Source organism: Pseudomonas sp. Pseu.R1, assembly GCF_045764065.1.
Taxonomy (GTDB): Bacteria; Pseudomonadota; Gammaproteobacteria; order Pseudomonadales; family Pseudomonadaceae; genus Aquipseudomonas.
In genome coordinates, this window is record NZ_JBJGEE020000001.1 from 253,240 (window position 1) to 274,218 (window position 20,979).

20 protein-coding genes and 1 pseudogene are annotated in these 20,979 nt (G+C 58.2%); 7 read left to right on the plus strand and 14 right to left on the minus strand.

Features of this window, described 5'->3' with window-relative positions:
• Positions 1-45: 45 nt before the first annotated feature.
• The 7 genes from ACI5GA_RS01155 to ACI5GA_RS01185 all read right to left on the minus strand — a co-directional run bounded on the left by ACI5GA_RS01155 (position 46) and on the right by ACI5GA_RS01185 (position 9,294).
• The gene (locus ACI5GA_RS01155; protein ID WP_421421231.1) at positions 46-2,538 is read right to left on the minus strand and encodes an efflux RND transporter permease subunit; all 2,493 of its coding nucleotides are present in this window, start codon (positions 2,536-2,538) and stop codon (positions 46-48) included.
• A complete protein-coding gene (locus ACI5GA_RS01160) occupies positions 2,535-3,572 on the minus strand; it encodes a WD40/YVTN/BNR-like repeat-containing protein (protein ID WP_404640245.1) in 1,038 nt (345 codons plus the stop codon). The genes ACI5GA_RS01155 and ACI5GA_RS01160 overlap by 4 nt, the downstream gene beginning before the upstream one ends.
• 265 nt (positions 3,573-3,837) lie before the next feature.
• Complete coding sequence (locus ACI5GA_RS01165) at positions 3,838-5,211, minus strand: DUF1329 domain-containing protein (RefSeq protein WP_421421233.1); 1,374 nt, start codon at positions 5,209-5,211, stop codon at positions 3,838-3,840.
• A 32-nt stretch (positions 5,212-5,243) separates the two neighbouring features.
• Positions 5,244-6,932, minus strand: a complete 1,689-nt coding sequence (locus ACI5GA_RS01170; protein ID WP_421421235.1) for a DUF1302 domain-containing protein — start codon at positions 6,930-6,932, stop codon at positions 5,244-5,246.
• A gap of 109 nt (positions 6,933-7,041) precedes the next feature.
• Positions 7,042-7,806: an SDR family NAD(P)-dependent oxidoreductase gene (locus ACI5GA_RS01175; RefSeq protein WP_421421237.1), complete on the minus strand. Its 765-nt coding sequence runs from the start codon at positions 7,804-7,806 to the stop codon at positions 7,042-7,044.
• A gap of 172 nt (positions 7,807-7,978) precedes the next feature.
• Positions 7,979-8,434, minus strand: coding sequence for an SRPBCC family protein (locus tag ACI5GA_RS01180; protein WP_404640237.1), 456 nt, complete (start codon positions 8,432-8,434; stop codon positions 7,979-7,981).
• A gap of 95 nt (positions 8,435-8,529) precedes the next feature.
• Complete coding sequence (locus ACI5GA_RS01185) at positions 8,530-9,294, minus strand: SDR family NAD(P)-dependent oxidoreductase (RefSeq protein WP_421421239.1); 765 nt, start codon at positions 9,292-9,294, stop codon at positions 8,530-8,532.
• Between the two features lie 281 nt (positions 9,295-9,575).
• Between ACI5GA_RS01185 and ACI5GA_RS01190 the strand changes: the two genes are divergently transcribed.
• A complete protein-coding gene (locus ACI5GA_RS01190) occupies positions 9,576-10,514 on the plus strand; it encodes a LysR substrate-binding domain-containing protein (RefSeq protein WP_421421241.1) in 939 nt (312 codons plus the stop codon).
• A gap of 9 nt (positions 10,515-10,523) precedes the next feature.
• Here ACI5GA_RS01190 and ACI5GA_RS01195 read toward each other — a convergent pair whose 3' ends face one another.
• The 3 genes from ACI5GA_RS01195 to ACI5GA_RS01205 form a co-directional block, all read right to left on the minus strand.
• Complete coding sequence (locus ACI5GA_RS01195; RefSeq protein ID WP_421421243.1) at positions 10,524-11,432, minus strand: LysR family transcriptional regulator; 909 nt, start codon at positions 11,430-11,432, stop codon at positions 10,524-10,526.
• An 85-nt stretch (positions 11,433-11,517) separates the two neighbouring features.
• Complete coding sequence (locus tag ACI5GA_RS01200; protein WP_421421244.1) at positions 11,518-11,892, minus strand: nuclear transport factor 2 family protein; 375 nt, start codon at positions 11,890-11,892, stop codon at positions 11,518-11,520.
• Between the two features lie 173 nt (positions 11,893-12,065).
• Entirely contained in the window at positions 12,066-13,484 is a 1,419-nt protein-coding gene (locus ACI5GA_RS01205) for an aldehyde dehydrogenase family protein (protein WP_421421246.1), read from the minus strand.
• A 103-nt stretch (positions 13,485-13,587) separates the two neighbouring features.
• Between ACI5GA_RS01205 and ACI5GA_RS01210 the strand changes: the two genes are divergently transcribed.
• Positions 13,588-14,490 (plus strand): LysR family transcriptional regulator, encoded by a 903-nt coding sequence (locus ACI5GA_RS01210; RefSeq protein ID WP_421421247.1) that lies wholly within the window; start codon positions 13,588-13,590, stop codon positions 14,488-14,490.
• 99 nt (positions 14,491-14,589) lie between these two features.
• Here the strand turns inward: ACI5GA_RS01210 and cynS are convergent, their stop codons facing one another.
• From cynS to ACI5GA_RS01230, 4 genes and pseudogenes are all read right to left on the minus strand, one after another.
• Positions 14,590-15,060, minus strand: coding sequence for a cyanase (gene cynS, locus ACI5GA_RS01215; protein WP_421421249.1), 471 nt, complete (start codon positions 15,058-15,060; stop codon positions 14,590-14,592).
• A 94-nt stretch (positions 15,061-15,154) separates the two neighbouring features.
• Entirely contained in the window at positions 15,155-15,394 is a 240-nt protein-coding gene (locus ACI5GA_RS01220) for a DUF2790 domain-containing protein (protein ID WP_421421250.1), read from the minus strand.
• A gap of 102 nt (positions 15,395-15,496) precedes the next feature.
• Entirely contained in the window at positions 15,497-16,159 is a 663-nt protein-coding gene (locus ACI5GA_RS01225; RefSeq protein WP_404632750.1) for a carbonic anhydrase, read from the minus strand.
• Between the two features lie 147 nt (positions 16,160-16,306).
• Positions 16,307-16,528 (minus strand): annotated as a pseudogene (locus ACI5GA_RS01230) (cytochrome B); the annotation flags it as partial.
• 177 nt (positions 16,529-16,705) lie between these two features.
• Between ACI5GA_RS01230 and ACI5GA_RS01235 the strand changes: the two are divergent.
• The 5 genes from ACI5GA_RS01235 to ACI5GA_RS01255 are packed head-to-tail and all read left to right on the plus strand — an operon-like array spanning position 16,706 to position 20,974.
• Positions 16,706-17,383 carry a thermostable hemolysin gene (locus ACI5GA_RS01235; RefSeq protein ID WP_421421252.1) on the plus strand — a complete coding sequence of 226 codons (678 nt, stop codon included), beginning with the start codon at positions 16,706-16,708 and terminating at the stop codon, positions 17,381-17,383.
• Positions 17,373-18,854: an AMP-binding protein gene (locus tag ACI5GA_RS01240; RefSeq protein ID WP_421421254.1), complete on the plus strand. Its 1,482-nt coding sequence runs from the start codon at positions 17,373-17,375 to the stop codon at positions 18,852-18,854. Before ACI5GA_RS01235 ends, ACI5GA_RS01240 begins: the two co-directional genes overlap by 11 nt.
• Positions 18,851-19,540 (plus strand): TenA family transcriptional regulator, encoded by a 690-nt coding sequence (locus ACI5GA_RS01245; RefSeq protein ID WP_421421256.1) that lies wholly within the window; start codon positions 18,851-18,853, stop codon positions 19,538-19,540. The genes ACI5GA_RS01240 and ACI5GA_RS01245 overlap by 4 nt, the downstream gene beginning before the upstream one ends.
• On the plus strand, positions 19,527-20,336 hold the full coding sequence (locus ACI5GA_RS01250; protein WP_421421257.1) for an SDR family oxidoreductase: 810 nt from the start codon (positions 19,527-19,529) through the stop codon (positions 20,334-20,336). The genes ACI5GA_RS01245 and ACI5GA_RS01250 overlap by 14 nt, the downstream gene beginning before the upstream one ends.
• Complete coding sequence (locus tag ACI5GA_RS01255; protein WP_421421259.1) at positions 20,333-20,974, plus strand: tetratricopeptide repeat protein; 642 nt, start codon at positions 20,333-20,335, stop codon at positions 20,972-20,974. The genes ACI5GA_RS01250 and ACI5GA_RS01255 overlap by 4 nt, the downstream gene beginning before the upstream one ends.
• Positions 20,975-20,979 lie beyond the last annotated feature (5 nt).

Below are 20,979 nucleotides of genomic sequence, written 5' to 3' on the forward strand. Positions count from 1 at the left end.
CGAACAAGCGGCCCGGACGGCGAGCCGCAACGGATACAAGATCCGTCACAGGCTCATCGCCTGCGAAGAGCACTGACGCGCAGGGCACCGCGCGTCATCAGTGGTCGTGCCCAGGCCTTTGACGAGCGTATTTGCATGGTTTGCCCCGCCCTGCGCAACACGGGTTTGCGGCAAAAGAAAATACGCCAGCGCGGGCAGGAGAATGAGCGCCCCCAGCATGTTCCAGATGAACATGAACGCCAAGAGAATACCCATATCGGCCTGAAACTTTATTGGCGAAAACGCCCATGAAGCGACACCCAGCGCCAGCGTAACGCCGGTGAGCATCACCACTTTGCCGGTAAAGGTCAGTGCTCGGTAATACGCCTCGGACAAACTGGCTCCCTGACGCAGTTGCCCCAGGACGATAGTCAATACGTACAGCGCATAGTCCACGCCAATCCCCACCCCCAGTGCAATGACCGGGAGTGTCGCAACCTTCACGCCCATGCCCAGCATAACCATCAGCGCTTCGGCCAGAATCGACGTCAGCGCCAATGGCACCACCGCGCAAACGACCGCCCGCCAAGAGCGGAAAGAGATGAAACACAGCAGAATCACCGCGCCATAGACCCAGAGCAACATCTCGTGACTGGCCTTCTTGACGACGATGTTGGTCGCGGCCTCGATGCCGGCGTTACCCGCTGTGAGCAGAAACTTCACCTCAGCAGTATTGTTCTTGGCGGCAAAGGCCTCAACCTTGTCCACCACACGGGTCAGCGTATCCGCCTTGTGGTCCTGCAGATAGACGAACAGCGACAGCAGATTGCACCCTTGGTTGAAGATTTCCCGTGGGGTGCGGTTCGCGACCGTGTTGAGGGTCCATTGGTTGGGCAATAGCTCGTACCACTTCGGGTTGCCTTCGTTCATCCCGACCGTGATACGGCGGCTGAGCAAGGGCAAGGAGTTGGTGCCTTCAACACCGACAACGTCATGCAGCTCCCATTCCAGCGCATCGACCATCGCCTGGGTCTTGTATGAGGTGCATTGGTCATTCGCCGTTTCTACCATCACCACCAGCACATCGCTGCTTGCCGAATAGGCGTTGGCCATGAATGTGTTGTCCAGGTTATAGCGCGAATCGCTGCGCAGTTCCGGCGCGCCAGGGTCCAGATCACCGACCTTCAGATGCAGGCTCACCATGAAGCCACCCACGCCCAGGATCAGCGATACCACTACCGCGACTGCCGCCCACTTGCGCTCGGTGAACAGATCCAGAAACCGCCATACCAGATGTTTCTGGATACCTGAGGCCTCCCCCGCCTCATCACGCATGCTGCGCTGCGCTGCGCGTGCGCTGACACCGGTAAAACTCAACAGCACAGGCAACAGGATGAGGTTGGTGAATATCAGTACCGCAACGCCGATACTCGCGGTAATTGCCAACTCCTGAATCACCCGAATATTGATCACCAGCAGCACCGCAAAACCGACTGCATCGCAGAGCAAGGCGGTCAACCCGGCCAGAAACAGTCGCCGGAAGGTGTAGCGCGCAGCCACCAGCTTGTGCATGCCGCGGCCGACATCCTGCATGATTCCATTCATTTTCTGCGCACCGTGGCTGATGCCGATGGCGAACACCAGAAACGGCACGAGTATGGAATACGGGTCCAGTTCAAAGCCCAGCAACGGAAGCAGACCCAGCTGCCAGATGACGGCCACCAGCGACGTGGCTACCACCAGCAGCGTGCTACGGATGCAGCGGGTGTACCAGTACACCGCAGCCCCTGCGATGATGATGGTCAAGACGAAAAACATCAGGACCTGACGGATGCCCTCGATCAAGTCGCCCACCACTTTGGCGAAGCCGGTGATGTGCAACTCGACACCCTGAGCGCGGTACTTCTCGCGCAGAGCCTCAAGCTGATCTGAAAGCTGGCGATAATCCAGCGCCGCGCCGGTGGCCGGGTTGGTGTCCAGCAACGGGACGAAAATGATGCTCGATTTGTAGTCTGAAGCCACCAGTTGTTCGGCGTCGCCTGAGCGCTCCAGGTTGGTGCGGGTCTGGGCAATGCTCGCAGGTGACTGGTCGTAGTTGTCCGGAATCACCGGACCGCCATCGAGACCGTCTTCGGTGACACCCAGCCAGCGGGTGTTGGCCGTCCACAGAGACTTCATGAAAGGCCGATCCACGCCGGGCATCAGGAACACCTCGTCGTTGAGTGCCTTGAGGGTTTCAAGATAAGCCGGGGTGAAGATGGTTCCATCCTTGGCTTGCACGGCAATTCGCACTGCGTTGCCGAAGCCCTTCATGTCACCTTTGTGCTTGAGGTATTCGGCGATGTAGGGATGGCTGGTGGGTATCATCTTTTCGAAGTCGGCATTGAGCTCCAGCTTCGTCGCCTCGAACGCCAGCACCACCGTCACCAGCAGGCAGACAGCTAACACCATCAGGCGGTTGTTGAAGAACAGGCGCTCCACCCATGATCCTGAGCGCTTGTCGAAGTCTTCCAGGCTGCAGATGGGGGGTTGAGTGTGGGACGGGGTATCTGCTTTCATTTCGCGCTCCCGGTAACGCTGGCCAGGCTGATGGTGGTGACGCCACGCACGCCGACCACGATCAGGCTGCCATCAGCCGATTGTGTGACGCCCGCAAGCGGCGAGAGTTGTTTGAGCGGCGAGAGTTGAAAACTGTTGCCCTTGTCCTGGCTGACCAGCAGTTGCCCCGATTGATTGACCAGCACCAGGCGGCCATCCTTGAGCTGCACGCTGCCTGTGATCGACGCGCCAGAGGGAATATCGATTCGGGTCCAGTTCGTGCCACTGTCATCGGTGCGGTAAGCACTGCCCCGCAGGCCGGCGATGATCAGTTGGTCATTTGAATCGACAAGCAGATTGAAATAGCTGCCCTGGTATGGGGTTTCCAGCGCAACGAAGGTGCCGCCATCATCGCTGGAGCGGAACACGCTGCCTTGCTCACCGACCAGATAAAGATTCGCAGCGCCCCCTCCTATGGCGTACAGGTGCAGGCCCATAGGGTTGTCGACGTGGGACTGCCATGGCTGCCAGGTCTTGCCACCATCGTCGGTACGCAGGATGAGGTTGTAAGCCCCAATGATGTACCCGGTGCGTTCGTTAACGAAGTGGACATCCAGGAAAGGTTTGTCAGGGCCGTCCTTGACCATCAGTTGCGCAGCCTTGGCTTCGCGTTCCAGTTCATCCGGATCTGCATCCTTGCTCTGCTGGCGCTCTTGGGAAGCCCGCACCAGCAACTGCGCCAGTGACAAGCCATCCATCTGCCTGGTCCAGCTTTCTCCACCATCCTGGCTGCGCAAAACCACGCCGCCGTGTCCCACGATCCAGCCGTCCTGGTCGTTGAGGAACTGCACCGCTGTCAGGGTCACACTCACGGGCACATTGGCCTGCCGCCAGGTCAAACCGTTATCGTCCGATAACACCACGATGCCTCGCTCGCCGACTGCCACCAGACGTGCGGACGTTGCAGTGACCGCGATCAGGACCGCGTTTTGAGCGTGTGGGGAGAGCTGGGCAGGTCGCTCCAGGACACCGGGCACCGACGCCTGGACAGTCAAGGCGCAGCTCCATAAACACGCGGCTGCGATGACAGCACAGACCACTCGATTCGCACGCATAGACCTTCTCCACCATTCTTATAATTTTTATCTGACGTGGCTCGCGACGCTTACCCATTAGCCTGTCAGATAGGGCGTCGGCCTGACGCCCGCCGTGTAGCGGCGCTCTCGCCACCGCTGTATTGCACGCGTTGCGCACAAGCAATGTGGCGCTTAGCGACGACTGACCTGGAGACCTGCACGGGGCTCCAGGTCAGGGGCCGGTTTACCGCACACCCTCACCTGACATGGCTTCGGGCGTGAAGTCCGCGGTCTTGACGTCGTTCAACATCTTGAAGTGATAGGTGTAGGAAGGATCGCTCCAGTTCGTAGCGCCCACACCGCTCCAGCCGCCTGTCTGCAGGTTGTGGGTCGACCATTGAATGTTCGGGAATACGAATGGCCCGTCCATCATCAGGAAAGGCAACGCAATCTGGGTACGCCACAACTGGCCTTGACCATCCCAACCGTCAGCCAGTACAGCGCCCCAGGTGTCTTCGTCCAAGTAGTAACGACGTTTGGGCACCACATGCCGCTTGCCCGGTGCAAGGTTCGCTTCTACCACCCACACGCGGTGCAGCTCCCAGCGAGTTGAATCCGGGTTGATGTGGTGCGGCATCAACTGCTTGTCGATCGAGACATCTTTCTGCAGGAACTTGTTGTTGTTATAGGGGATGTACAGCTCTTTCTTGCCCACCAGCTTCCAGTCATAGCGGTCCAGGTCGCCAAGGAAGATGTAGGACTCGTCGTAGTACTCCATACCCGAGTTGACATCGGACGGCGTGTCATAGCCCAGCGTCGGCGCCTTGCGCACACGACGCTGACCCGGCAAGTACTGCCATGCCTGACGGGGTTTGTTCACCGAGTCGATGAGCACGAACTGCTCGCCGTTCTTGATGGGTGGATCGGTCATCCAGACGCGCAGCAACTCTGTCTGGCCCTTGAAGGTCTCAAGCGACCCATCTTTTTTGTAGTACGGGTACATCGCCTTGTTGTAGCCGCGCACCGACAACACAAGCTTGCCATCCGGAGTCCCGACATAGTTGTTGAAGGCGTAGGACGTGGCCTCGCCCACCCATGTCAGCTTGTGGTTCCACATGGCCTCCGCGCCGTTCTTGGGGATCGGGAACGGAACCCCGCCGTAGGCGCCATCGACCCAGATGCCATCCTTCAGATTCGCCCGTGTGGCGTTGGCAAATGTGTTGTCGTACACCCACTGTGGCGCGGCAGCGGTCCGGTGAGTCGGGTACACGTCCAGGCGATAGCTGTCCGGATACTTCTTCAACATCGCCTTGATGCCGTCGCTGAGTTTGTCACCGTAGGTGTCCATATTCTTGGCGGTGATACTGTACAGCGGCTTTTCACTGGCGAACGGATCAGGTCGGGAGTCGCCATTCTTGTACCCGGCAGGGACTGTTGTGTAGCCACCCGTCCAGGCAGGGATCGAGCCGTCTTTGTTCCCGGCTTTTTCGGCCCCCGTGGGTGTCAATGTACTTTTCAGCGCGGCGGCTTCATCAGCGGAAACGGCGGCCAGAACGTGGGATGCAGAAAAGACTGCGCTCCACATCGCGAGGCATAACAGGGTGTGTTTCGCTTGCATTTTGAGATCTCCTGCTCGGCTTGTTGTTATAGCTAGAGCGAACGCTGGACTGAGAACGCGATGAAGTCGCGGTCCTTGAGAGACTGGCCATACGAGTAGGCCTGAACGGGCGAGTTGGCCGGTTCTACGCTGGTCCCCTCCCCTCCGAAAAAGCCGGTGTAGACGAGGCTGAATTTCCAGGTTTTCAGGTAGTCGGCCTTCACACCAATGCTGTAGTCACCGCCGTGGTTGACACTGAAACCCGGGTTGATCACCGAAGACTTACCGAACAGGCCATAGCCCACGCCGATCGGCACCGTCAGGTCTACGCCATCAAGGACCTGGTAGTAGGCCGGTTCGAAGATCATCCTGATGGCGCCGGCGTCGCGGGTTGAGTTGGGGTCCAGCGCATCGGCATTTTTGGTCACGCTCAAGCGACGGTTCCAGGCGACTTCCCCGATAAAGCTGCCGCCCTCCCAGAGCGGGCCTGCGTCGAGCAGACCGATCCAGGACACCTGCCCATGGGCGGTCCGGCCAACCGGATACAGAGGATGGCTACCGTTGCTGGCTTCCTGACCCGGGAACACGGTGACCGCCCCGGCCGCGGGCACCAGAGGCATGTTGTCCCGCACCGAGAACTCCCCGGCAACGTTGGTATCGCCGACGGTGGTACTGAAGCTGGCGCCTACTGCCCTGATGTCTTCGGGGTACACCAGCTCATAAGTGGTTGGCGCGAATGCAGGGCTCAGATGGGTATGAACCACCGGACTTTTCGCGTTGTATTGAATGGCGTAAAGGCCAAATTCGGCGTCAATGTTTTCCGGGCGCCAGCGCAGTTGCAGACCGAACTGGCCTGAGTCCTTGGCGTCCTTGTCCTTGCCGCGAATGAAGCGGCTGCCGGGTCCGGCCAGAATGCTGTCGCCGCCGTCATCGAGCAGGTCCACGGTGGAGAAATAACTGCCCGCTGCCGGCAGCCGGTCCTTTTCCCAGTGCAGCTGGTAGTAAGCGCCCAGGGCCAGATTGTCGCGTAGCTGGAGCTGGCCGGATATCTGCGGTACCGGTCGAACCAGCTCTTTGAACTGTGTACCCGGCACCGAAAGTAGCTTGACGATGTCAGTCGGTGCCTGACCACCCGCGATGCCGTTCGCGCCGTAAAAGAGGCTTTCCCCGTACAACACGGTATGTTGACCGACGCGAAGGGTCGCCGGCATGTCACCGATGTCGGTTTTACCGAAAACGAACGCGTCCAGCAGCTCTGCCTTGCGACCATGCAGCTTTTGGGTATCGGAGGTGAAATGGTCGTATGACGCGGAGGTCGAGTTGTTGGTGAACGGCGAATCGTTGTCGTTGCTCTGGTTATAGACAGAGTCATACCAGCCGGCACCGCTGAGCCGCATCCCGACGTTATTGCGGGTCACATCGAGCTCGGAAAGAATATCGACGCGGTTGGAAATCAAGCCCTTGTCAAAGTTACGGTCACCGTCGTCCTGGTTGGCATCGCCAGTCAGTTTCGAAGACTGATCTTTGACCCGCCACGCAGCGCTGTACTTGAGCGTATTGTCCCAGCGTACTTTCAAGTCCTCGATGCCGGTATTGAACTCGAACGCTCGCGCCATCGGTGTGCCGAAAGTCGCTATGGCGGTGATGACCGCGTACGCCACTGCACGGTATTGATGAGTGAACTCTTGCGGGGTCGTGCACGCCAGAGCATCTGCAGTCGTTGTTATTGTTCTAGGTGTCATGTTCTTCACCAACTTAGTTTTTATAAGTGCATTGGATCAGGAAGAAACTGTTTGTCGCATGTCATGGGGGTATTGCTCAGCTTTCCGCAAAGCTGTTTTATTAAGCGCCCTACCAGGCCGTCGTTCCTCCATCGATCTTGATGTCGGCACCGGTAATGAAAGAGCTTTCATCGGATGCAAGAAACAGGGCGGTAGCGGCGACCTCTTCAGGTTTACCAATACGCCCGAGCATGATTTTTCCGACCATTACTTCGACCCACTCAGGATCTTGCAAGAGCGGGAGCGTCTGCTTTGTTTCAATCAATCCAGGGGAAACAGTGTTGGCACGAAGACCGTATACACGCCCCTCCATCGCCAGTTGGCGAGTCATGGCGAGAATCGCACCCTTGGCAGCCGAATGGGCAATGCCGGGCAACATCTTGTAAGTCGACCACGCGGAAACAGAAGCGGTATTGATGATCGAAGCGCCGGGACGCTTGATGAGTTCTGGCCATGCCGCTCGCACCAGATGGAAGACCAGGTTCAACTCCTGATCAATCGTCTTGTGCCAATCGGCATCGGAAATCTGGTCGATCCAGCCGAAATACGCCATCGCGGCATTGTTGAATAACACATCCACTTGGCCATAACTGGTCACCGCCAGATCCACCAGTGCCCTGCATTGCTCCGTCTCAGTCAAATCGCAATGATTCATCGACACCATTTCCCCACCGGCGGCTTTGACTTGGACCATCGTCGCTTCAGCTGACTCGGGGTGGATGTCGCAGCCAACGACTTTGGCGCCCTGACGGGCAAACATTAAGGCGGCAGCACGTCCCATCGACCCACCCGTACCGGTGATGATGCAAACTTTGCCTTTTAGACGATCACTCATGACTTACTCCTTACATGGACAGTCAATCGGTGTTTCAGAACTTACGAGCGTTAGCCAGGAATAACCGCAGGCTGAGAGAAAACATCGCATACGACTCACGTCATTTTAAATTCGCACGTTCATCGTTATCCGCGCGATGTGTTCAACTTTTAATGAATGCAGAATGACGCTATCAAGCGGCACTTTGTGTTCGGATCTTGCCCAAGGTCGTGTTGACGGCTTCCAGGTAAGAACTTTCCATGCCCTCAGCGAATGCCTTTTCTTCGGCACTGCCCGCTTGGACGCCTTCTAACGAAAAGGTAAAGGTGAAGCGCAGAAATAATGTCCCGTTTTCTTCTTCAATAATATTCTTGATAATGCCGCGCGCGCCGCCTGAAAGACGTACAAACTCGACGCGCTCCTGCGGAAACAAGGTAATCAACTCCTGCAACGTCTCGCCATGCAGACGAACTTCGCGAATGAAAGGGCTGCCCCCCGGCGCTTCTTCCACCAGTTCACAGTTTTCCATGGGTTTGACATAACCGATCGGATTACGGGCTTTTTGCACCAGGCCTTCCCAGACTTGTGCACGGCTCAGCTTGATTTCACCTGCCGGATTGACTTCCAGCCGCTTGCTCACGTTAATCATGTGACTCACCTTTGTTATTGTTCAAGTTCGCAATCACCGATGCCTTGTGATTACGTGCTGCTCTAGCCGAATCGATGGGGAATCGGGCAGAGGGTTCAAATGGCGAGGTATCCGCCGTCTACCGATAGCGTGGTACCGGTCACAAAACTTGAGGCATCGGACAGCAGCCAGCGAGCAGCCGCGGCCACCTCTTCAGGCTTGCCAAAGCGACCGATGGGATGGCGTTCACGCAATGCCTGAAACTGGTTGGCGAAGTTGTCTTCCTGGCTCAGACGAAGAATCATCGGCGTTTCGATGATGCCCGGCAGGATGGCATTGACGCGGATATTGTGCGGCCCGTAATCGACGGCTGCGGCCTTGGTCAGGCCCAGCACCCCATGCTTGGCGGCGATGTAATCCGAGGCCGCTGCAATGGCAACGGCCCCCAACGCAGAAGCAGTATTGACGATCGAACCGCCGCCGCTTGCGAGCATGGCGCGGATCTGATGTTTCATGCAGAAAAAGACACCCGTCAGGTCGACGTCGATGATGCGATGCCAGGCATCGGCCGAGATTTCGTGAAGGGGGAGATGACTTTGTTCGATACCGGCGTTGTTGAAAGCACCATGCAGGGCACCAAACTTTGTGACCACCTCTGCAACGGCAGAAGCCACGACCTGCTCATCGGTTACATCACAGGGAATGGCATGGATCGCGCCGCCATTGGCCAGCACGCTTTCAACCAGATCTTCAAGCCCGGCGATATCTCGGTCCAGTACGATCACTCTCGCACCGGCCGCTGCCAGTGCAATAACAGACGCTTGACCAATGCCGCCAGATGCACCGGTGACCATTATATTGCGTTGCGTTAACTCGCTCATGACATGCTTCCATTGGCCACATTTTTGTTATTCATCTCGTTAAAAGGCAGCGATGCACGCCCTGCGTAGCGTCGCTCGCCCCTAACCATGACTGCCATTTTTTCATGGTCGCTTCCCGGTGATAGGGAAGTGACGCCTGAACTTTAAGCAGCGCACTTACCTGTGACTAGACGAGGAATTCGCTAAAGACTGTTGCGTCCATGCACCAATAACCTGTGTATCATTCGGTTCGCCAAGCCTGAGCGGGGCACGAAAGTCGATAATAAAAACAGAGGCCTCTCATGAATGACTTGAACGATCTTTACTACTTCGTACTGGTAGTCAGGCACGGTGGATTCTCACCGGCGGCCAGGGCAAGCGGGATAGAAAAAACTTTGCTCAGCCGTCATATCGCATTATTGGAAAAACATTTGGGTGCCCGCCTGTTGCACCGTACGACTCGGCAAGTCTCTCTGACCGAAGCCGGACAACATTTCTACAATTTGAGCCAGGCGGTCGTGGACGGCGCGCAAACGGCATTCGAGAGTATCGAGCACCTGCGTCGCGAGCCTGTGGGACTTGTGCGCTTGAGCTGCCCACAGTTGATGGCGCGCGCTTACCTTTCCCCCTTGCTTCCGAGTTACATGTTGGCTTTTCCAAAGGTGCGGCTGGAGGTCACTGCCGTTGACCGCGAGGTAGACCTGTACGAAGAACGCATAGACATCGCACTGCGAGCGCTGACTCATATCGAAGACACCGGGGGGCTGGTTGCCAGGACGCTGGGAAAAGCCAGGCGGATTCTTGTGGCCAGCCCTGCCCTGCTGCAGAGCCTGGGACGTCCGACTTCGATCAAGGCGTTGTCCGGGCTGCCTACACTTTGCCTTCCAGCCGACATGCACGACGGGGCCGGTCGCTGGCTGCTGCACGATCCGCAGCAGCATGAAATTCTTCTGGCTCACACCCCATGCCTGATATCAGATGATCTGAGCATGCAGCTGGATGCGGCGCTCAATGGCCTGGGAATCGCCATGCTGCCCGAGCCGATCGTGGTGGACGCGATTCGTGCTGGCACACTGGAAACAGTCATGCCCTCATGGGCTGGACCATCGCACCTGATTCACCTGGTGTACCCGAAACCCAAAGGCATGCTGCCCTCAGTACGCAGCGTGATCGATTATCTGGGGCTGCATCTGCCAGAACTCATCCGAGCAGGCACTCTGTCCAAAGAAGCGGCGCAATGACCGCCGCAATCACTGCCACTCCGCCTGCTGACTCTTGAGCACACCACTGACCATCTCTCGCAACCACTTGTTCAGCGGATCGCGGTGAAAACGGTCATGCCAGTAAAGATCTATTTCGAACGACGGGACCTGTAACGGCAGCGGTTTGATGACTAGGGGATAGAACTGCGCAAGAGTTTTGCCCAAGGCGTTGGGCAAGGTCCACAGCATGTCACTCTGCAATACCAGATGCGCGCTGGACAGGTGATGCGGCACTCGCATTCTGATGCACGATCTGCCACCGGCATCCACCAGCGCACGCTCAAGGGCCTGATTACTGGTGCCCCCCGCTTCGACCACCAAATGATCGCTGGCCAGATACTCATCAAGGCCTAAAGGCTGTTCGGCCAATGGGTGATGGCGTCGCATCGCACAGACATAGTGCTGGGAGAACACCGGCAAACGATGGATATCGGTCTGCAAAGACGGCAGATAGCCCAATGCTATGTCCACCCTGCCGGTGGCCAGACCTGCGAGGGTTTCATCCATGGCGCCGCGAACAGTATCCAATCTTGCCAATGGCGCCTGATTCGCCAAGCGCTTGAGGATGGGGGGGAGGCACACGACCTCCCCCACGTCGAGCATCCTGAAGGTGAAGGTCTTGCGGCACAGCTTTGGGTCGAACTCGACCATCTGGCTTTGCGCGTTTCTGATCAGTTCGAGCGATTCGAGCAAAGGCGCGGCGATCTGCACACAGAAAGGCGTAGGCTCCATGCGACGCCCAACCAGGGTGAACAGCCGATCCCCGTAGGTCTGGCGCAGACGCTTGAGACTGCCGCTGACAGCCGATTGGGTGACGCCCAGGTTCTGTGCGGCGATAGAGGTCGAGTGGTCACGCCAGATCGCTTCGAAGACATACAGCAGATTTAGATCTTTCATCTCAGCGCCCTGCACACTCTCCCCCCCTGCGCACGCCGCGACGGGACAGTCGCTTCGCACACAGAGGCACATGACGCCGAAGCGATCAGGCAGCTACGAGGTGAGGTTCGGGGGTCTCGGCGAACACCGGCCCTAGGTTGATATTGATGCGATAGTCTTCGATCAGACGCTCGGTGTTGAAGCGCAGCACCACGCAGCAGGGCACATTCACGATGACGCCGTCATGGCGTTTGTAGAAGCTGTCGAACTCGATGATGGTCACGTTGCCGGTGATCCACTCGCCGGTCATCTCATGGCGAAGTGACTGGATCTGTGAGTAGAACCCCAACGTGCCGGCGCGAATGGCCTCTTTGCCTTTCATGCTAGGCCAATTGCCGAATCTGAACACAGCATCATCGGCCAGGTGTTCTAAAAATCCGTCCAGATCCTGGCTATCAATGCAGTCGAACATTTTTTTCATTGAAAAAGTCATGAGGTCACTCTCGTTGTTGTTTTTGTATGAACTGACTCTATTTTCTGCCTCCACTCATGGCAATACTGCAAAATCACCAAAGCATGTTGCACTGGCGCACCAATCTGGCGAATGCCTGGGACCGGGTCTACGCCAATCTCACGCCTTCCAACCAGGGCGCATCAACTGGCCAGGACGGTCTTCGGTTCCAGAAAGGACTCCATGCCAGATAATCCGAACTCGCGCCCTACCCCGGATTGCTTGCGCCCACCAAAGGGTGCCAGCAATTCGGTCGTGCAGCGGTTGACGAGGACCGTCCCGACCTCCAGGCGTGAGGCCACCTGCTGCACCATGTCCAAGTCGTTGGAAAAGACATAAGCCTGCAGGCCGTAATCGCTGCGGTTGGCCATGGCAATGGCCTGGTCCAGCGAGTCGTAGGCCATGATGCACAACACCGGTCCGAAAATTTCCTCTCGTGCAATGTCCATGTCCTCGCTGACGTTGGCGAAGACCGTGGGGCGCACGAAATAGCCGCGCTTGAGCCCTTCAGGCCGGCCTTCTCCACCAGCGACCAACGTTGCACCCTGCTCCAGACCTCGTCGTATGAAGCCTTGCACGCGCTCATAGTGCACCAGAGACACCGCCGGCCCGATGACCGTCGCAGGGTTGCGCGGATCTCCTACCCGCATCGTCTTGACGCAGGCCTGTACGCAGCGGACCACCTCATCTAGACGTGCTCGTGGCACCAGCAGCCGAGAGCCTGCAACACACGCTTGACCGTTGTTCATGAACGCAGCGTTCAGGGCCAATGGAATGGCTGTCGCAAGATCAGCGTCGGCCAGCAACACCATCGCGGATTTGCCGCTTAACGCAAGGCTCACACGCTTCATCGTGTCGACACTCGCACGCGCGATGTTCTTGCCGGTGGACGTGGAGCCGGTGAACGATATTTTGGAGATACCCGGGTGGCGCGTCAGTTCGTCGCCAACTTCGTGGCCGCGTCCCAGCAGTATGTTGTACACCCCACTGGGCAGTCCTGCCTGATGAAGGGCGTTGGCCAGCACTTGAGTCTGGAGCGGGCTGAGCTCGCTGGGCTTTATCACCGACGTGCAACCCGCCGCGATGGCTGAAGCCAATTTGCTGCAGACTGTCCCGGCAACGCTGTTCCAGGGGGCAATCAATGCCGCCACCCCTATAGGCTCCATGATCACCGAAGCATCGCCGATTTTTTTGACGAACTCGTATCGCTCAAGCAACCGCGCTGAATTTTCGAAGCACTGGGCAGCGTATTGACTGACCCACTGGGTGCGAGCGAACACACCGCCGTACTCCTCGATGGCTGAATCGCGAATCTGATCCGAGTTCGACAGCACAGCCTGCTGCAAGGCGTTCAGCATCTCGATGCGCTGCGCCTTGCTGAACGACGCTAATGTGCCTTGAGCGCGCATGGCCGCCTCGATTGCCCGGGTCGCGTCGGCACGGTTGGCAAGCGTGACATGGCCGATGATCTGTTCGGATGCCGGATTGATGACTGGCACCCGTTCAGTACCGTGAACCTGAGCGAATGCGCCATCGATATAGGCTTGGTCTACATTCCACATCTCGAATGTCCTCCTTAAACGCTGTAGAGGTTCGAATCTAACAGTTGAAGGGAATCGAAATAATGAGTTCAAATACGGATGGACTATCTGGAAAATCAGGACAATGTATAAGCACGGCCTCGTTGAACTGGAAGTCGTCCTCGCGGTGGCGAACAAGCAGAATTTTCGCGCGGCCGCGGTCGAGCTGAACATGTCGACTACCGGCGTGAGCAATGCCCTCAGGGGGCTCGAAGCACGGCTGGGCGAACGTCTGTTTCATCGCACCACCCGCAGCGTTTCGCTTACTGATGCAGGGCGACGCTTTGTCGAACAAATACGGCCCGCCGTCGCGAGCATCAACGCGGCCATGGCATCGCTTCAGGAACAGAAGCCCGAGCCCACCGGGATCTTGCGATTGAATAGCTCCCTCGGTGCTGCGCTGATGTTATTCCAGCCTCTGATGCGCACGTTCATGGCGCGCTATCCAGCCATGACGCTGGAGATCTCGACTCAGGAAAAGCTGGTGGACATCATCGCGGATGGGTTCGATGCGGGTTTGCGCCTGAGTTCTCGCGTCGCCAGTGGCATGATTCGAGTCCCGATCACCGACAGCATCCCGATTGCCGTGGTGGGATCTGCGCAATACTTTTCCACCCACACCCGGCCCACGTGCCTGGAAGACCTGAAAACCCTACCCTGTATTCGCGCGCGGTATCCCAGTGGCATTGCCTCACCGTGGGAATTTGTACAAGAAGGCGCGACCGTGACGGTGGAGGTGCCGGGGTCGCTGATTCTTGACGCGCCCCTGCTGATGCGGGAGGCCGCAAGAGATGGACTTGGGCTTGCGCAACTGCCACGGTGGTATGTAGAGAAAGACATCAATGAAGGGCGTTTGATCGAGGTGTTGCAGCGCTGGGCGAGTCCTTTACCAGGCTTATCGCTCTATTACGCAGGTCACCGGCATATTCCGGTCGGGCTTCGGGCGTTGATCGATCTTATTCATGAGCAACGCCGCGCCAATCTTTAAAAACGTGCGCACAACAGATGTTTTGAGCCGACGTGCAACAAGCGATTGGTCGGCATGGCAGCGCCCGGTACGCGCCGGACGCTGCGGCATGCAGGCCAATCAGAAAGGCCGGTAAGGCAAGAACTTGCCGTCCAGCGTAATCACAGCGCGGGAGCCACCTTCGGGGTCTTCGACTTTCTTGATGTCCATCTTGAAGTTGATCGCGCTGATGATGCCGTCACCAAACTGCTCGTGAACCAGGGCCTTGAGGGTGGTGCCGTAGACTTGGATCATTTCGTAGAAGCGGTACACGGTCGGATCGGTCGGCACACCCGCGGCCAAGCTGCCACGCAGCGGAATCGATTGCAGCTGGCGCACATCGTCAGCGCTGAGTTCAAGACGCTCGCCGATGAGCGCTGCCACCTCGGCCGACAACGGGTGTTGGCCCAAAAGAGCGGCAGTCACATAGGTGAGGCTCAGGCCGGTGCCTTCGGCCAGTTGTTCAAACGTGAAACCTTTACGGGATTTGCTGTCGAGCAGTTTGGCGGTCAGGGTCAGGGTTGGATTCTGGTAAGCATTGGACTGGGTCATGTCGGTCACTCCGATAGGTTTATTCAGTTTCGTTTCATTTAGTTGGAATCGATTTTTGGCGACAGCTGTCGCATCGCCGGTGAAGCTGTAGCACTCAACCGGTATGGCCAGTGCCGACGACTTCGTATTCCATCACGTGGATGACGCCCTTCGAATCCTCGTAGGTCATCTGGACAGTCGAGACATCCTTGAACTCATCTGGCGCGGTCTGATTGATGACCTTGGCGATGTCCAGTTCGGTGCCGTATTGATAGTGCTCAACCGGGGTCTGGTCTGCGGCGTGGGCTGCGAAACCGGTAAAGGTCAGGGCGGCGATTAGGAAAGTCTTGTACATGGGGAAGTCCTCTTTAATGGGGTAAATGGCAAATTTCAGGTGCAGGACGCCGGCGCATGGCCATCCATGCGCACAAGCATCGTTGTCAAAGGTTGGTGAGTGTCAGGCTACGGCCGCCTGCGGATCTGAACCGTAGGCACAAGCTTCTGGGTGCGCGCTGAGCGAAACAAACTCATTGGTGCGGCCATCGAGCGCTTCAACGGTGCCGCTTTCGATGTCGTAAACCCAGCCGTGCAGATTCAGTTGGCCTTGCTGACGAGCCAGGCGGACGCTTGGATGAGTCAGCAGGTTGCTCAGTTGCGCGGCGACGTTTTCGCGGACCATCGAGCTCAGTTTGTGAGCCGGCGTCAGGTGTGTACGCCCCTGGTTGATGACCTTGGCTGAGTCAGCGTGACGCAACCAGCTGGCAACCGCCGGCAGATGATCCAGGCATTTGCACTGGGAGATTGCAGTCATGGCGCCGCAGTCGGAATGGCCGCAAATCACGATGTCTGTCACACCGAGTACCGCCACTGCGTACTCCACCGTTGCCGAAACACCGCCTGGCTCAGGGCCGTAGCTGGGAACGATGTTGCCTGCGTTGCGAATTACGAACAGTTCACCGGGCTCCTGCTGAGTCAGCATTTCGGGGATGACCCGGCTGTCCGAGCAAGTGATGAACAACGTCCCGGGGTTTTGCGTGGTGGACAGGTGTTTGAACAGATCAGTGCGTTGTGGAAACGCTTCTTTCTGAAACTTCAGGATGCCTTCGATCAATGCTTTCATGGTGTCGGTCTCGGTGTCGTTTGCTGTTGGAGCCATATTGAGCTTCGCCAGCTATAACGTCCAAGACCGAGATGCAATACTTTCTATAAGCAGTACCTATAGCTTAAGGGCGCATCGACAGGCGCTTTGAGAGTCAGTGCGGATCGCGGGTGCCTTATATACCAAGCGCCCGAGCAAGCGAATCCAGACCAGCGCAAAGATTGATAGGCCAAACAGGCCGTGCAACCCCAGGAGTGCAGAGCGCAACGTGCTCCCACGTGGAGACAGGCCTTTGAGTTCGATGCAGGCATAGACGCCGACGAACAGCGCAAGCATCAGCCAATGCAGATACATGGAGAGGTTGGCGTAACGCGGTGTTGATGACGTCATGTCGGGGCTCGCTTTGAAGAAGAGGGTGAGAGGGCCGTGGCGGCGATCGGACTGTGCGGCAGCTGTCTTAAGGCAATCTGAAGAACGCGGCCTGCTCCCTTTTCTCTCACCTTCAGACTTCGTTAAGAATCGGCACCGATACTCCCCTCCATTCACCACTGGGGAGGAGCCTCACCCATGCAGGGTCTGGACTGGAACATTTGTCTACCACTGAGCTTCGGCACCGCTGAAGCCCCCGCTCTCTCACTCCATCGTGCCTTGGCACACGAGCCGCAGCGCGAACGTTTCGAAGCCTTTATCCAGCAGCGCTTTCGCAAAGCCCACGACGCAGAGATCCGTCAGTTCATGCCTGAGCTGTTCGGCCTGAACGATGGCGCAGGTAGCCTGTGTGCAGTCGCAGGGGTACGCACGGCGACCTCAGGCTCTTTGTTCCTGGAACAATATCTGGACGAGCCGATCGAGCGAGCCATCGAGGCGCACGCGGCACGGCCAGTCGATCGCCAGGGTATCGTCGAGGTCGGCAACCTGGCCGCAAGCAACCTGGGCAGTGCCAGGCTCAGCATCATCACCGTCACCTGGTTACTGGCGATGGGCGGCCTGGAATGGGTGGCGTTTACGGGTAATGCGGGGCTGGTCAACAGCTTCAATCGCTTGGGTCTGCTCCCTGTCATGTTGTGCGCTGCCGACCCGATGCGGCTGGGAGATGATCGCCATGCCTGGGGCAATTACTACGACACTCAGCCCAGCGTGCATGTGGGGGACATACGTTCCGGCTTCTTGCATTTGAGCCACAGCGGTGTGTTCGAGCGGTTTGGCCTGCCACTGACCTTGGAGCGCAGTTGCCATGTCGCCTGAACTCAGCGCTTTCCGTCAGCGGATCGCAGAGCTGGCGACCCATCAGCCAAACGCCTATGCCCTTTGGGGCGATGACCTCAAGCTCGACTACGCCGAACTCGATGCCGAGATTCGGCTGCGCCAGCAGAGACTGCGCGACCTGGATGCCAAGGTGGTCGCAGTCTCGCTGGAAAACGGGCCTGACATGATGATCTGGGATCTGGCGATTCTGTTTGAGGAGCTGGCCTGCCTTGCTCTACCGCCCTTCTTCACCGCCGCTCAGCGCCTTCATTGCCTTGCACAGAGTCAGGCCGACGTGGTCATCGGCGGCGCCGACCATGGGGCAGAAATGGCGCAAGCGGGTTTTCAATGCCGTGATGGTTTCTGGGTCAGGCCTGCGGCTGAGCCCTCGCCGCTCCCGCCGGGCACGGCGAAGCTGACTTTCACCTCCGGTACCACCGGCACACCAAAAGGCGTGTGCCTGAGCGCCGACAGCGTGCTGTCCGTCGCGCGAGAACTGCAACTGGCCAGTGAATCGCAGGAACCTCGTCACCATCTCTCACTATTACCGTTGGCCATTCTGCTGGAAAACATCGGCTGCTACGCTGCGCTCTACGCCGGTGCCTTGATCAGTTTGCCCAGCCAGCGGACGCTGGGCATTCACGGCGCCAGTGGTGTGGATCTGCCGAAGCTTCTATCTAGCCTGAAGCTCCGCCATCCTGAGAGCATGATTCTCGTGCCGCAACTGCTCCTGCTGTTGGTCACGGCCTGTGAGATCGGCGCGTTCGACGGCGGCGAGTTGCGCTTCGTTGCAGTAGGAGGCGCAAAGGTCAGCCATGAGCTGCTGATGCGCGCCGCCTCCGCAGGCATTCCCGTTTACGAGGGCTACGGGCTCTCCGAATGCGCGTCGGTTGTCGCACTCAATCGCCCTGGGGCACATCGTCCGGGCAGTGTCGGCAAGCCATTGCCACATGTCCGGTTGCGTCAGGCTGAAGACGGCGAAGTCTTGATTGCATGCTCCGGCATGCTGGGATACCTCGGCGATACTCAGCCCGTTCCTCAGTGGTGGCCAAGCGGTGATTTGGGGGAATGGGACGCCGATGGGTTCCTCCATCTTCACGGCCGCAAGAAGGCTCAGTTCGTCACCAGCTTCGGCCGAAACGTCAGCCCTGAATGGGTAGAGGCCGAGCTGACCCAGCGCGGCCATATTGGTCAGGCGTTCGTATACGGCGAAGCGATGGCCCACAACCATGCGCTGATCTGGCCGCTGCGTCCTGAAACCACTGACCTGCAAATCGCCGAAACCGTCGCCATGGCCAATGAAGGGCTACCCGACTATGCACGCGTCCATGGCTGGACACGGCTAGGGCAGCCGTTCAGCCCAGGTAATGGCATGGCGACCGCCAATGGTCGTCCCAAGCGGGAAGCCATTCTCGCGCACTACCACCATCTTTTTACCGAGCCCGCACGAGCCGAGGATCATTCATCATGAGTTTTTTCGAGACGCTACAAGCCGCCACGCGCACTGAACGCGAGGCACTGTTCAATCTGCCGGTGATTCACCATGCGCTGTTTGGGCAAGTGACGCTGGAGAGCTATACCGCCTTCCTGACACAGGCCTATTATCACGTACGCCATACCGTGCCCTTGATGATGTCCTGTGGCGCTCGCCTGCCCCCGCGGCTGGAATGGCTACGCGGTGCTGTGTGCGAATACATCGAAGATGAGTACGGTCACGAGCAATGGATTCTCAACGACCTGCGCGCCTGCGGTGCTGACGCTGACGCGGTACGCAACGGCACGCCGGGCCAGCCCATCGAGTTGATGGTCGCCTACCTCTATGACTTGATTGCCCGGGGCAATCCCGTGGGTCTGTTCGGCATGGTGAATGTCCTGGAAGGCACCAGCATCGCCTTGGCGACTCATGCGGCGGGTAGCATCCAACAACGGCTTGGCTTGCCTGCCACTGCTTTCAGTTACCTCAGTTCCCACGGCAGCCTCGACGTCGAGCACATGGAAACCTACCGCAAATTGATGGATCGTCTGAACGATCCGCAAGATCAGGCAGCGGTGATCAAAGCGTCGAAGATGGTGTACGCGCTGTACACCGACATGTTCCGGCAACTCCCTGCCGTGCTCGTCGAACCTGAGAGGGAATCTATTCATGCGTCTGTCTGAAGCCCGTGTCGTATTGACCGGAGCCAGCGGCGGAATCGGCCTCGCCATTGCCGAAGCCTTGTGCAGCCACGGCGCCGAGGTGCTGGCGGTGTCCAGGCATCAGGAGCCCTTGCTACCGTTGCAGAAGCAGTACCCGCACTTGTTGCACTGGGTCAAAGCCGACCTGACGACTCATGACGGTCGTCAGCATGCCCTGATGACAGCTCAGGCCATGGAGGGCATCAACCTGCTGATCAATGCAGCGGGGGTCAATCACTTCGCGATGCTGGAGCAACTCCCTGCCAGAGAGATCGACGCGATGCTCAACATCAATGTGCATGCGCCGATCCTGCTTACCGGCCTGATGCTGCCGCTGTTACGCCGTGTCGAACGCGCCATGATCGTCAACGTCGGCTCGACCTTTGGTTCGATCGGTTACGCCGGCTACGCCACTTACTGCGCCAGTAAGTTTGCCCTGCGTGGATTCTCCGAAGCCTTGCGTCGAGAGTTGGCGGATACGCGAGTCGGTGTGCTGTACGTCGCCCCGCGTGCGACCCGCACCTCGATGAACGGCCCAGCGGCGCGCGCCTTGAATACGGTCCTAAAAAGCCATGAGGACGACCCTCAGACCGTTGCTGCCGCCGTTGTCAGCGCGATCGCTGGCAATCTACGCGAACTCTACCTCGGCTGGCCGGAACGTTTTTTCGTGCGTCTCAATGGTCTGCTTCCCGCCTTGGTTGACCGCTCCCTGCGCAAGCACCTGCCGCTGATTCGTCGGCTGAGCAGCACGCCTTTTGAAGAGAAACCCAAACGATGAAAGCCCTGATCATCACCCTGCTCTCGTTGTTCATCTTGCCTGCTTGGGCGCTAGATGCGCCGGACCAACAGCGCCTGGCGTCCATTCAACAGGAATGGGCACACATCCAGTACCAGTTGCCTGAAGACCAGCGTGTCGCCGCGTTCGAAAAGCTGGCCTCCCAGTCAGCACGGTTCAAGCAGGAGCGCCCCATGGCTGCCGAGGCCTGGATCTGGTCAGGTATCGTCACCAGTAGTTGGGCCGGTGCCCAAGCTGGGCTCGGCGCGTTGAGCAAGGTCAAGCAGGCCAAGGCTGATCTGGAAAAGGCGTTGTCGCTGGATCCGTCGGCGCTGCAAGGCTCCGCGTATGCGAGCCTAGCGGCCTTGTATGATCGAGTGCCCGGCTGGCCCATCGGATTTGGCGACGCGGACAAGGCTCAAGACCTGTTGGAGCAGGCGTTGAAAATCAATCCCGACGGTATCGACCCGCTGTACTTCTGGGGCGATCATCTTTTCCGCCAGGGGCACTATGCTCAAGCGAAGAAGGCGTTGGAGAAAGCCCTGCAAGCGCCCCCCCGCCCGGGTCGGGAGTTGGCCGACAGTGGCCGACGCAAGGATATCCAGCTGCTGCTGGTCGACGTGAACAAGAAACTGAAATGACGGAG